Genomic DNA, 12454 nt, shown 5'->3' with positions numbered 1-12454 from the left:
ACCGCAGATCCTGCGGCTGGTGCGTGTGCCGCTGACACCCGGCCAGCAGGCCGCGCTGTTGGACTTTACCTACAACCTCGGATTGCCCGCACTGGCGGGATCCACACTGCTGAAGCTGCTGAACGCAGGGCAGGGGAATGCCGCCCGCAATCAGTTGCTGCTGTGGAACCACATGCACCGCAACGGCCAGTTGATCACCGTGGCCGGCCTGACGCTGCGGCGGCGTGCCGAATGGCAGCTGTGGGCCAGCTGATCCGATTCCTGAAAATTCTTACTGAAAGCGACATCATGTTCATGACTGAACGCGAACTGAACCGGCTGGCTGATCTGATTGCAGAGCGGCTGGAAAAACGCGGCCTGTGCATTCCGGCACCCCGCAATGGCCAAGCCCTTCTGGTGGAAGACGTGGACATCAACACGCTGCCCGTAAGCCTGCGCGGCGCACAGGGCTGAACAGCCCACCATCCCGATATTTCACACACACAGGGCATGCACAGCGTGCCCGAAAGGTAGATCCATGAACTTGTCCCGTATCAGCGCATATCTGCGCCAGCCCACCACGCTGTTTGCCCTGTCCCTTATTCTGGGGGATCTGGTGGCCACATGGTTTAACGTGATTCCGGCCGGTGGCTCTGCGGCCATGCTGATTGCTGCATTGCCTCTGCTGGGCAGTGATAACAGCGGCATTATTGCAGCACTTCTGGCCAATAAGGCGGATCTGGAAAAGGCGCTGAATGCTGTGGCAGCCCATAAGGACATTGGCCCTACGGCTGCAAAGGTGATTGCCGATGCCGTGCCAGCCAGCACCATTCTGGCGGCTGCAACATCTGCCATTGCCACTTCCACTGCTGAAACAGCATCCAAGAAAAGCAGCGCGGCTTCTGCGGTAGCAGGCGTCATGCTGCTTGGTCTGGTTGGCACCAGCCTGATGGCGTGCGGATCTGACCGGCTAGTGCAGCGCCAGCAGTCTGTTTACGGCCTAAGCCTGTCTTACGCCGCCGCAGCCCAGCTGGCGGCTGACTATGAAAAGAACCCGGCCGCAGATCCGGCTGTGGTGGCAAAGTTGAAACCGGCTTTCCAGACCGCGCATGACCAGATCAAGCCGCTCGATGACGCCGCGGCGAAGGGTGATCCGCTGCCAGAAGCCGCAGTTGAAGCAGCACAGGATGCCTTGGACGCAGCCCGGAAGCTGCTGCCTGCCAGCAAGTAATCATTTTCCTGACCTCACGAAAATGATCCCCCCATGGGTGTCGGTATTACCGATGCCCTTTTTTATTACCTGCTAGAAATGGCGGAAAACCAAGGAAAAACCATCATGAATTATGCAAGCATTGCTATTGCTGCGGTTGAAGCTCTTGTCGAAAACGGCCCGGTGATTGTGGAAGATATTTCCGCACTGCTGAAGCCGCTGAAGGAAGGCCGCGCACCCACGGCGGATGAATGGGCCTTTGCTGAAAAGCAGCTCGATGCCGCTAATGCGGCTGTGCAGGCTGGATAAAACATTTTGGGCTGCCAATGGCAGCCCAAAACCTACTGTTAGCTAAGTAGTAAATCTTTCTCTATGACGAGGACAGAGCAGGAAACCCAGATTATTAAGGGGGCGGTGCAGGCTGGATAAAACATTTTGGGCTGCCAATGGCAGCCCAAAACCTACTGTTAGCTAAGTAGTAAATCTTTCTCTATGACGAGGACAGAGCAGGAAACCCAGATTATTGATTGAATTTTTCAGGGAATATCTCCCGCAAAGCCGCCTGCATTTTTTCTTTATCTTCATCAGACCATGAACTGTACATAGCGTCACACGGAGCGGTGGGGACATGCTCGCCAGTACTTAGTTTACCAACGGCTGAAGATACATTTAGGTCATTGGCAACTGCTTCACTAATTGGGATCATTTTAGGCTTGTTTGTATACATTACAGTCCCCCTTGTCCCTAACAGTCGACCGACATCTGCGATCGTTGCTGTTTCAGACAGATTATTCGAACCGCATCCGAAAACAAGATGCTTAACCATGCCGCCGCTAAATTTATCTACAGCCATGGCACTATTAACAGCTTTCATCGCGTCACAATTTTGTTTCCAGCAGACGCTAGCCTGACTAGCTCCAGTTCCTGCGAACATGGCTTCTGGAAAGCGTATAGAAATTCCCCAGTCCATAACCACCGCATTTGTTTTCATATTGACGATGCTGACAGCTATAGAAGGTTGTCCAAAAATTAACGGATCAACAGGAGGGTATCCACCTCGTCCCATATTGATCCATGTTTTCCAATCTTGAATTAATTTACCATTTCCAGCGAAAGTGAAAGCAAAACCGTTTGCTTAAACAATTTTTTCAAATCCAACATTATCGATGAATATAATAAATTCAGAAGATTGATACGACCAACGCGAATCAGTTGCTGATACCCCATTCTTTAAATCTATAACGTTTGTAGTCATGGGGTAGTTCCTCAAATATTTTTAACAATCGTGCGTCTATATATGTGACGAAAAAAAATGAGAAGTAATCCGCGTAAGGGAAAACATGAAGTCTGGTATGCGTTGCGAACTAGATACAGAAATCCAGTCACTAAAACGTGACTACACCAAATTACACCAAATTATATGGGAAATGGCAGTTTTCTGCGCCTAAATGGTGCCCAAGGGCGGGATCGAACCACCGACACTGCGATTTTCAGTCGCATGCTCTACCAACTGAGCTACTTGGGCACCGCAGCCTCGCGGCGTGAGAGAGCATGTATCTCACTCTCTGCAGGAGATCAAGTCACCTTTCGTCATTTCTTTCAGCTTTTTCATCATTTTCAATCGGAGCAGGGGCGCCTGGAATACGATAGTCGCCAGAAAACCAGCGGCCCAGATCCACATCTGCGCAGCGTTTTGAGCAAAAAGGGCGGAATTCTGCTTGTGCAGGTTTGCCGCATACGGGGCATTTAGCGGGTTTAGAAGTCATGCGTCCTGAACCGTCCAGAAAAAATCAGGCAAAGCAGGGTCAGCCTTTAGGGCCAAAGGTTTGCCGCGGAGCTGCACACAGTCTGCTACAGCCTGTGGGTCCTGCTCTAGCGCCCGAATAAGAGGGATACTGCCGCGTAAGATGGTTGCGGTAGGGGCTTCTGCCAAGATGGTACGGAGCGCCTTAAGCGCATGCCCATGGGGGGAGTTTAGAAGCTCTGGAAGGGAAGGGTGAATACGCGGGCGTACAATTTCAATCAGCCCTAAAGCGCTTACACCAAGGCAGCGTGGGCGAAGTGGGTCTGCCTGCAAGGCCGCCTGCACAACATCCTGCAAGGCCTGACGCTTGCGCATGGCCATGCCTGCCGGGTCGATGACGATGGCGCCAGAAAGATTGCGCAGGCGAATTTGGTGCAAAAGCTCAGGCAGCGCATCACGGTTTGCTGCAAATTGTGCGGTCTGCTTGGGGCGGGAACCCGCAACAGGTGGGGCATCCATATCAATGGCAGTAAGAGCAGGAGTTGGGGTAATGGTCGCCTGCATATTGCCGGGCAGTTCTACAGTGCTGTCTTCCAGAGCATGACATGCTGCCGTAATTTCTGGCGGCGTGGGCGTAAACCCGGGTTCTCGTCTTGAGCGTAGGATGGGCGGCACAAGGGCTGCTGCCTGCGGAGTATCTACTACAATGGTCGCATTGGGCCATTGGCGCGCCAGCCGCTCCAATGGTGTTGGACCAGAAGTTACAAGGCCAATATCCTTACCTTGTGCAGAAGGCTCCAGCATGCGTACACGCACGCCCTTGCCACCTTGTGCTGCGCGAGAAACGCAAACCGTTATGCTTTGGCCTTCCGTAAGAGCGGATACAGCTTTCTGATCAGACAGAAAGCCCTGTAAGCCCTGACCCAGATCAACAAAAGCTCCGCCCATAAAGGCAGCTTGCGCCGCTACGCGGGCAACATAGATATTACCAATAAGATCGGGAGCAGCTGGCCGCCAGAGTGCGTAATCCAGCAATGTATCATCTTGGGTGACCGCAAGACGCATTTCACCCGGAAAGGTGGCAACGCGCAAATACTCAATCACGCCAGCCAGTGTCCGGGTTGCCCGCGTAAAAGCTGGGCTGTTTCAAATAGCGGTAAACCGATAACAGCAGAGCTACTGCCAGATAGAAAACGAATAAAGCCGGCGGCATGGCCTTGCAGGGCATATCCACCAGCTTTGCCTTTCCAATCACCTGCATCCAACAACGCATTGATTTGATGGGGCGTAAGGCGGTTAAACGTAACTGCTGTTTCTACCAGTCGTTCCGCTGCTTTGCCTTGTGGCCAACTGGAGCTAGGTATAACAGCAACTGATGTGATGACCGTGTGCCGTCTGCCAGAAAGACGCTCCAGACAGAATTGCGCTGTTTCGCGATTTTCGGCTTTGGGCAGAATACGCCGCCCCAACGTAACCACTGTATCCGCTGCAAGAATTAATGCGGGTTCAGTTACGGAGGCAGCCACAGCACGTGCTTTTTCTAACGCCATACGGCGCGCATAAGCACGGGGAAGTTCATGTTTTGCAGGTGTTTCGTCAATATCAGCCGGAACAATGCGGTCAGGCACTACGCCAATCTGGCGCAGCAGATCTACCCGCCGGGGCGAAGCAGATGCCAGTACAAGGAGAGGTGTCTCCCCTTTAACGGAGTTCTGCTGGCCGGAAACTGTCACGGCTTTATTTGAAGCGGAACGTAATGCGACCCTTGGAAAGGTCGTAAGGTGTCATTTCAACATTCACGCGGTCACCCGCTAGAACGCGAATACGGTTCTTACGCATTTTGCCGCTGGTATGCGCCAGAATAACGTGTTCATTGTCCAGCTTTACGCGGAACATGGCATTAGGCAGCAGTTCAGTTACCGTGCCGCTAAATTCAATCATGTCTTCTTTAGACATTGCATCCTTCGTATGTTTCAGAGCCGTTAAAGGTCAATCTTGGTGAGCAGATATGGGTGAGCGGCAGCCTATGGTCAAGCATTAGGTGTTGAGGCTGCCAGCATATCCAGTCTGGCGGAAACGCTAAGCGCATGGGCTTCCAGCCCTTCGGCCTGAGCCAGTGCCACAGCAGCAGGCCCAATCTGGCGGAGGGCATCAGGTCCGCCGGATAAGAATGTCGTGCGCTTCATGAAGTCAAAAACAGACAGGCCAGAAGCAAAACGTGCTGTGCGCGAAGTTGGCAGCACATGGTTGGGACCACCTACGTAATCTCCAATGGCTTCTGGGCAGAAACGGCCCAGAAAAGCAGCTCCGGCATGGCGCACATGGGCAAACAGGCTTTCCGGGTCATCCACCATCAGTTCCAGATGTTCCGGGGCTAGCCGGTTTGCCAGTTCCACGGCTTCCTGCATATCGCGGCAGACCAGCACTGCCCCGTTACGGGTCCAGCTTGCGCCGGCAATAGCTGCGCGGGAGAGCACGCGCAGTTCAGCTTCTACAGCTTCAATAACGGTGTCTGCAAACGCAGCATCTGGGGTGATAAGCGTAGCCTGCGCACATTCATCATGCTCAGCCTGAGCCAGTAGATCCAGAGCAATCAGGCGCGGATTCGTATTCGAATCGGCAATCACCACCACATCAGATGGGCCAGCAATGCTGTCTATGCCCACATATCCAAAAACCTGACGCTTGGCTTCGGCTACGTACGCGTTGCCCGGGCCAACAATACGGTCAACCGGGCGGATGGTTTGTGTGCCATAGGCCATGGCGCCCACAGCTTGTGCGCCACCCACACGGTAGATTTCTGTCACACCTGCCCGGTGTGCAGCAGCTAATACCAACGGGTTAATCACGCCATCAGGAGTCGGCACACACATGGCCAAACGCTTCACTCCAGCAACCTTGGCCGGAATGGCATTCATCAACACGGAAGAGGGATACGCTGCTTTGCCACCGGGCACATACAGGCCAACAGCATCCAGCGGAATCCAGCGCAGGCCCAGTGTCATGCCCACATCATCTGTGTAACGGATATCAGCCGGCAGCTGGTTTTTATGGAAGGACTCGATACGCTGTGCCGCAACATCCAGTGCTTCCAGCAGCTCCGGGCTTACTTTTGCACGTGCCTGCTCAATTTCCTCTGCTGTAAAAGCAAGCTGTTCAGCTGTAAGGGGCAGGCGGTCAAAGCGTTCCGTAAAGGCGCAAAGTGCGGCATCGCCCTCTTTGCGCACGGCAGCCAAAATATCTGCAACCGGTTTATGAACTTCCTGCCCTTGCTCCTCACGGTTGGAAAGAAGAGCGGTAAAGTCGGTTTCAAAATTCGGTTCGCGCGTATCAAGCCGTTTCATGGAATGCGTTTGCCTTACACATTTTCCGCAACGGGCGAGGATGCTGCAAGCGCCGTGCGAAAGCGGGAGAGAATGCGGTCAATCTGTTCCGGACGGGTTTTAAGGGCCGTGCGGTTAACAATAACGCGGCTGGTCACCTGAGCGATGGTTTCCACTTCCTTCAAGCCATTGGCTTTAAGGGTAGAGCCCGTATCCACCAGATCTACAATCAAACGGGAAAGCCCAAGCATGGGGGCCAGTTCCATGGCGCCGTGCAAATGCACGATGGTGGCGTTTATACCCCGCGCTGCAAAAAACCGGCGTGTGATAGCTGGGTATTTGGTGGCCACGCGCACTTCGGACCACCGCTTCCATTCCTGCGGATCATGCGGAAGGTGGGCAGGCTGCGCGACAGAAATGCGGCAAGCACCAATACCCAGATCCAGCGGAGCATAAATTTCGGGGTAATCGAATTCCATCAGCACATCAGCGCCGCAAACGCCAACCTGAGCACCACCGCTGGCAACAAAGGTGGCAACATCAAACGAGCGCACGCGCACCACATCAACCTGTGGGTCCTGCGTGGGAAAGCGCAGTTTGCGGCTATCTCCGCCCAGACATTCCGGGGCAGGGGCCATGCCTGTGCCAGACATGAGGGGGGACACAGCTTTGAGGATACGGCCTTTGGGGAGAGCCAGAACAATACGCCCGTTATCTTCCGTGCCGAAAGATGTTTCGGTCTGATGGGCAGGGCGGGGATGGTTCATGAAAACTCCGGCGGAGGCAAGGCGTGTCAAATTAGGCCTGCACTCCTACCACAAGGCGCAGCAGAAGAAAAATATGTAGTGGCCACATCTGCCATCCGTTTGCTTCTGGCAGATATGGCCACCCACCAGATCTAAAGGAGAAAGCCCTTTAAATCTGGTAGAGACGTGGTGTGATTTACTTCTTCCACCAACCGGTACGTCTGCGCGTTGCCGGCGGGCTATCTTCGATCACGATAGGCTGAACAATAGCTTCTTCTGTTTGTTTATCAGAAGCCTCGGTTGCGGCTTCTTTAGGTGCAGGAGCCGCTACAGTTTCGCTTTCGCTGGCAGCTTCCGTAGCAGGTGCGGGTTCTGCCTTTTTACGCGTGGTGCGCCGACGTGTTGTTTTCTTCGGCTTTTCCTCGGCTGTTTCCGCTGTGGAAGTTTCTGCTGTTTCCGCAGTCTCATCCTTTGCCGCTGTTTTGCGGCGGGTTGTGCGACGGCGTACAGGCTTTTTAGGCGGTTCTGCTTCAGCCGAGACAGCTTCATCTGCCGGTGCTGCTACAGGAGCTTCAGCCTGTTCGGCATTTTCTTCTGCTGCGGGTTCTACCTTCTTACGTGTGCGGCGGCGGCGTGGTTTAGGCGCTTCCTCCGTTTTTTCTGGTTCTTCAGTTGTGGCAGCAACAGGCTGAGGTGCAACCTCTTCCGTTTTCGTTACTTCAACAGCCACGATTGCGGTTTCTTCCTGCACGTTTGCCGCTTTTGGTTCAGGCGCAACTTCGGCAACCTGTTGGCGCGCCGTGTTTTCCAGTAGCTCGAAAATATCTGGCGCACCGCCAAATGGGTTGGCCGGTGTTGGACCTTCCCATGCTGGCATAGTGGGCCGTGGCGCAGGGCCTTCTTCAATATCTACGTGGATTTCTGTGCGCGTTTCAGCCGGTTTGCGCACGCGGGAGCGGCGGGTTCTACGCCGACCCGGCACCAGATTGGTTTCTGCATCCGCTTCTGCAACAGGTTCTACTGCATTTTCAGAAGCTGCCATTGGTGCGGCTTCATTTGCGTCCGGCGTGATGGCATCAGACTGCGTCTGTGTTGCGGGAGCCTGATTGATATCCTGATCACTCCGCCGACGGCGACGACGGCGACGGCGACGGCGTGGCTCATCCGAATTATCGACCGTTTCCTGAATGGCAGAAGGTTCTGCCGCCGGAATTTCGGGTGCGGCCGCAATAACTTCATCAGCCACAATGTTTTCAACCGGCGGCAATGGCGGCTGAATCCGTGGTGGACGTGCATGCTGGCGACGTTCAATCCGAACTTCCGGAGCAGGCAGTGTGTTGTCTGCAGCAAACAGCACTTCCATCTGGTGGCGCTGTTCAATCTGGGTCAGCCAGTCCCGCTTGTTGTTCAGGATATAGAAAGCAATATCCGCAGCAACATGCACGGTAATGGCGGAAGAACGGCGGCGTGCGCCTTCTTCTTCCACTGCGCGCAGAACATGCAGGGCGGAGCTTTCAATGCTGCGCATCATGCCTGTGCCATTACAGTGCGGGCAGGGCATGAAGGCAGCTTCTGCCACAGATGGCCGCAGCCGCTGGCGCGACATTTCCAGCAACCCGAAGTGGGAGATGGAGCCAATCTGGATACGTGCCCGATCATGCCGCAGGGCATCTTTCAGGCGGCGTTCGATCATGGAATTGTGACGGCGAGACTCCATATCAATGAAGTCGATCACAATCAGCCCAGCCAGATCACGCAAGCGCAGTTGGCGGGCCACTTCATCTGCCGCTTCCTGATTGGTGCGGAAGGCTGTTTCCTCAATATTACGCTGGCTGGTGGCTTTGCCGGAGTTGACGTCAATGGCAACCAAGGCTTCTGTCTGGTTGATCACCAGATAACCGCCAGAGCGCAGAGATACCACGGGGGAGAACATGGCATCCAGATGCCCTTCCACGTGGTAGTGTGTGAACAGGGGCTGGTTTTCCTTGTTCCACAACCGGACTTTTTCTGCGTGCTGAGGCATCAGCATCCGCATGAAGTCCCGCGCGGCCTTCCAGCCGTTTTCCCCATCCACCACAATTTCGCTGATCTCGCGGGTGTAAACATCGCGGATAGCGCGTTTTACCAAGCTTGCTTCTTCGTAAATCAGCGCAGGTGCAACGGATTGCAGCGTATGTTCACGGATATCATCCCATAGATGGAGCAGATATTCGCAGTCTCGCGTAATTTCCGGGCCGGGGCGCTGGGCACCTGCTGTGCGCACAATCATGGCCATGCCGCGGGGCAGGTTAAGATCGGAAACAATATCCCGCAGGCGGCGGCGGTCTGCCACGGACGTAATCTTGCGTGAAACGCCACCACCGCGCAGGGCATTGGGCATAAGCACACAATAGCGGCCAGCCAGAGAAACATAGGTGGTCAGGGCTGCGCCCTTGTTGCCACGTTCTTCCTTAACCACCTGCACCAGCAGCACCTGGCGGCGGCGGATAACTTCCTGAATGCGATAGTTGCGCAGGAATCGGGCAATGCGTTTCTGAATAAGGGCTTCTTCACCCGTATCCGTTTCGCCGCCTACATAGTCAGGGGCATCCTGCTTATTGGCAGAACGTTCTTCCCGTTCAGACCCTTCATCTTCACTCTGAGCAGAGGTGTCAGAGGCTTCTGTGTCCTGCTCCGTGTCAGATGCCTGAGCTTCTGCATTGTCAGATGCATCATCTTCATCAGCGCCGTTTTCGGCGTTTTCCAGCAGAGCTTCTTCTTCAGCCTGTAGAGCGAGAAGCTTTTCGCGGTCAGAAACCGGGATCTGATAGTAATCAGGATGGATTTCGCTAAAAGCCAGAAAGCCGTGGCGGTTGCCGCCATATTCTACAAAGGCGGCCTGTAGGCTTGGCTCTACGCGAACAACGCGGGCAAGGTAGATGTTCCCTTTAAGCTGCTTTTTGGCAGCAGATTCAACATCGTAATCTTCAAGCCGATTTCCGTCCATCACAACAACGCGCGTTTCTTCCGCGTGTGTTGCGTCGATCAGCATACGCTTTGACATAAAAAGAAAAACTCCGGTGCGCCGGTGGCCAGCCTGTGTGGTGCTGCCGCGTAAATGGCATGGCACGACGGAGCAGGGGCTCTTCCGGCGGATATAAACAGGCGTGCGATAAAAATTGGAAGGCGTACAAAGTTTCCACAACTGCCCCTGTATCAGCATCCATCAGGCATGGTACGGCCTGCGGTCTGGCTGTTTTCAGCAAAGGGGTGGGGCGGGCGATGGTCATGTATCCTTCAGTCAGTGTTTTCTGCTCCTGATCTTTATGCGTGCGGGCGCGGTATTTTATGTAACCGGCGGCCCCCGTTCACGGCATGGACGGAGCGGAAAAAGCGCATGACGGGCATTTCTACCCTTGTGCCACGCTGTGTGAACATGGCTCAAATAACTATAAATCGCAAGCCATTCGTAACAAACACTGTTTTAGGGTGCCGATACACCTTTTTTCTGTCATTTTCAGTGCACACTTTGGCATAAAGTGAACAGGAGCACTTTAATGGCTTTTCAGGCAGACAAGATGGACGGCAAAACTGTTACTTCTGCAGCGGTGCAGAAGGGCGTAACGCGCCGTTCCGGCCTGCTGTATTTGGGTGGTGGCGGACTTGTTGCTGCAAGTGTGCCTGTAAATGTTTGGGCTGCAAGTAAACAGGCAACGACACATAAGCTGGCTGCTCCGGCCATTATTGGCAAAGCACGGCCTGCTGTGCCGCTTGTGATGCTAGACCCCGGGCATGGAGGTAAAGACCCAGGCGCCATTGGGTACACCGGTACATATGAAAAGCATGTAGCAGAAGCAGCCGCGCAGGAATTGAAGCGGCAATTGTTGGCAACAGGCCGTTACCGCGTAGCCATGACGCGTGCCGGAGACCATTTTGTGCCGCTGGATGGCCGGGTGGAGTTGGCGCAGCAGCATGGTGCATCGCTTTTCATTTCCATGCATGCAGATGCTTTGCACAGCCCGCAGGTGCGTGGCGCAAGTGTTTATACCCATTCGCACGGTGCATCAGACAGCCAGACAGCAGATTTGGCCAAGACTGAAAACAGCGCAGACCGATATGGTGGACCAATGGTGCATAGTGCATCGCCAGAGGTACAGCAGATTCTTGCCAGTTTGGTAACGGAGGAAACTCGTAAAGGGTCAGCCCATATGGCGCAGGCTGTGGTGTCGGCTTTCAATTCTCGGGTGTTGTTGTTGCCGCACCCACATAGGCATGCGGCTTTTGCGGTGTTGAAGTCTGCCCAAATTCCCTCGGTTCTGGTTGAAATGGGCTTTATGTCAAACCGGATGGATGAGGCCGCGTTGCGTCAGGCAGGCCACCGGGCCATGGTGGCCGGGGCCATGCGAGACGCCGTTAATCGTTATTTTGCGTCAGCCGGGGTAGGGTTGGCAGGCTGAAGCCTCGCCTGCTTACGGGCAAGGCGGCGCTGCTTAAGGATTAGCAGGTGCTTGCGGAACCAATCCAGCATGCCCGATAGTGTAACAACTGTTACGCCAATGATTGTCCATTTATCCAACGGTTCATGGAACAGCGTGTAACTGAACAGCACCGCCCAAACCATTTGGGTATATTGAGGCAACGCAACACGGCTGGCGGGGGTAAGGGTAGCTGCCAACATAATAAGTAACTGACCGAGGGCGGCCAGAAACCCATAGCCAAACAGATTTCCCCAATCTGTAACCGTATCGGGCCATGTAAAGTTGGGGAGGGCCAGAAGACCATCTCCCAGTAGCGGTCCGGCCAGGCTGGAGCCAAGCACGCCCAGTTTTGTCGTGCCCGTACCGGCCACCCGGTAAGCAATAACGTTTACAGCACTGGCAATAGCGGCGGCTAATGCGCAAGCATGCCCAAAATGAAGTGGCCGCACACCGGGGCGAAGCACGATGAGAACGCCTGCAAACCCGATTGCCACAGCAACCCACCCCCAAGGTGACACTTTTTCCTTAAGAGCCACCACAGAAAGAATAGTGGCGATAAAGGGCATCAGGAACATCAGCGAGAGTGCTTCTGGCATGGACAGAAGCATGAAGGATTCTACGCTGGCGGCTGTGGCAATAAATGTTGCGACAGCCCGAATCCACCACATGCCCGGTTTTTGAATGGGCAGAATGTTCAGCCAGGATTGACCGCGTGTTTTAACAAACGGAACCAGTAGCAGCCCAAAAACCCCACCAGAAAAGGCAACCTCAAATGGGTTGAGCCTGCCGGTAAGCAGTTTGGAAAAAGCATCACTTATGGAGAAAGCTGCAAACCCCAATAAAGACAGCAGCAGGCCCTTGGTGGGCGGGCTAAGTTTCATGTGTTTTGCTCTGCCTAATGGCGCGTAAGTGAAAAGAATAAAGAGGTGTCATAAACAGCCCGAAGGCTGAATTGAACACTCAATTCTTTATATTTACCATTTAGGGAGAAGAAA

The 12454-nt window shown here is 54.2% G+C and carries 14 protein-coding genes and 1 tRNA gene; 5 read left to right on the top strand and 10 right to left on the bottom strand.

What is annotated here, in order from left to right; all coding sequences use genetic code 11:
• From APA10_RS05250 to APA10_RS05235, 4 genes are all read left to right on the top strand, one after another.
• The coding region (locus APA10_RS05250) for a lysozyme (RefSeq protein WP_035367350.1) at positions 1-253 on the top strand (253 nt) is incomplete at its 5' end.
• A 41-nt stretch (positions 254-294) separates the two neighbouring features.
• Positions 295-453: a hypothetical protein gene (locus tag APA10_RS05245; RefSeq protein ID WP_162096951.1), complete on the top strand. Its 159-nt coding sequence runs from the start codon at positions 295-297 to the stop codon at positions 451-453.
• Positions 454-517: 64 nt separating this feature from the next.
• Complete coding sequence (locus APA10_RS05240; protein ID WP_035365544.1) at positions 518-1210, top strand: hypothetical protein; 693 nt, start codon at positions 518-520, stop codon at positions 1208-1210.
• A 78-nt stretch (positions 1211-1288) separates the two neighbouring features.
• Positions 1289-1498, top strand: a complete 210-nt coding sequence (locus tag APA10_RS05235) for a hypothetical protein (RefSeq protein WP_035365562.1) — start codon at positions 1289-1291, stop codon at positions 1496-1498.
• A gap of 211 nt (positions 1499-1709) precedes the next feature.
• On the opposite strand, the gene APA10_RS05230 is transcribed toward APA10_RS05235, so the two are convergent.
• The 9 genes from APA10_RS05230 to APA10_RS05190 all read right to left on the bottom strand — a co-directional run bounded on the left by APA10_RS05230 (position 1710) and on the right by APA10_RS05190 (position 10045).
• The gene (locus APA10_RS05230) at positions 1710-2255 is read right to left on the bottom strand and encodes a hypothetical protein (protein ID WP_124326533.1); all 546 of its coding nucleotides are present in this window, start codon (positions 2253-2255) and stop codon (positions 1710-1712) included.
• A 383-nt stretch (positions 2256-2638) separates the two neighbouring features.
• Positions 2639-2714: transfer RNA gene (locus APA10_RS05225), tRNA-Phe, on the bottom strand.
• 55 nt (positions 2715-2769) lie between these two features.
• Positions 2770-2955: a DNA gyrase inhibitor YacG gene (locus APA10_RS05220; protein ID WP_003628614.1), complete on the bottom strand. Its 186-nt coding sequence runs from the start codon at positions 2953-2955 to the stop codon at positions 2770-2772.
• The gene (locus APA10_RS05215) at positions 2952-4037 is read right to left on the bottom strand and encodes a ribonuclease E/G (protein WP_003628611.1); all 1086 of its coding nucleotides are present in this window, start codon (positions 4035-4037) and stop codon (positions 2952-2954) included. Before APA10_RS05215 ends, APA10_RS05220 begins: the two co-directional genes overlap by 4 nt.
• Positions 4034-4666 carry a Maf family protein gene (locus tag APA10_RS05210; protein ID WP_003628610.1) on the bottom strand — a complete coding sequence of 211 codons (633 nt, stop codon included), beginning with the start codon at positions 4664-4666 and terminating at the stop codon, positions 4034-4036. The genes APA10_RS05215 and APA10_RS05210 overlap by 4 nt, the downstream gene beginning before the upstream one ends.
• A gap of 4 nt (positions 4667-4670) precedes the next feature.
• Positions 4671-4889, bottom strand: coding sequence for a translation initiation factor IF-1 (infA, locus tag APA10_RS05205; protein ID WP_003623225.1), 219 nt, complete (start codon positions 4887-4889; stop codon positions 4671-4673).
• 74 nt (positions 4890-4963) lie between these two features.
• Positions 4964-6277 carry a histidinol dehydrogenase gene (gene hisD, locus APA10_RS05200; RefSeq protein ID WP_003628609.1) on the bottom strand — a complete coding sequence of 438 codons (1314 nt, stop codon included), beginning with the start codon at positions 6275-6277 and terminating at the stop codon, positions 4964-4966.
• Positions 6278-6291: 14 nt separating this feature from the next.
• Positions 6292-7023 (bottom strand): ATP phosphoribosyltransferase, encoded by a 732-nt coding sequence (gene hisG, locus APA10_RS05195; RefSeq protein ID WP_003623223.1) that lies wholly within the window; start codon positions 7021-7023, stop codon positions 6292-6294.
• Between the two features lie 175 nt (positions 7024-7198).
• Positions 7199-10045 (bottom strand): Rne/Rng family ribonuclease, encoded by a 2847-nt coding sequence (locus tag APA10_RS05190; protein ID WP_456303894.1) that lies wholly within the window; start codon positions 10043-10045, stop codon positions 7199-7201.
• Positions 10046-10538: 493 nt separating this feature from the next.
• Here APA10_RS05190 and APA10_RS05185 point away from each other — a divergent pair, with 493 nt between their 5' ends.
• The gene (locus APA10_RS05185; RefSeq protein WP_003628606.1) at positions 10539-11438 is read left to right on the top strand and encodes an N-acetylmuramoyl-L-alanine amidase family protein; all 900 of its coding nucleotides are present in this window, start codon (positions 10539-10541) and stop codon (positions 11436-11438) included.
• Here the strand turns inward: APA10_RS05185 and APA10_RS05180 are convergent.
• Complete coding sequence (locus APA10_RS05180) at positions 11402-12340, bottom strand: DMT family transporter (protein ID WP_003628605.1); 939 nt, start codon at positions 12338-12340, stop codon at positions 11402-11404. The two genes, APA10_RS05185 and APA10_RS05180, sit on opposite strands and share 37 nt — an antisense overlap.
• Positions 12341-12454: the final 114 nt, after the last annotated feature.

The organism is Acetobacter pasteurianus subsp. pasteurianus LMG 1262 = NBRC 106471, from assembly GCF_000285275.1.
GTDB classification, from domain to species: Bacteria; Pseudomonadota; Alphaproteobacteria; order Acetobacterales; family Acetobacteraceae; genus Acetobacter; species Acetobacter pasteurianus.
The sequence above is the reverse complement of the archived record's forward strand: the minus strand, read 5'-3'. Positions and strand labels throughout refer to the sequence as shown.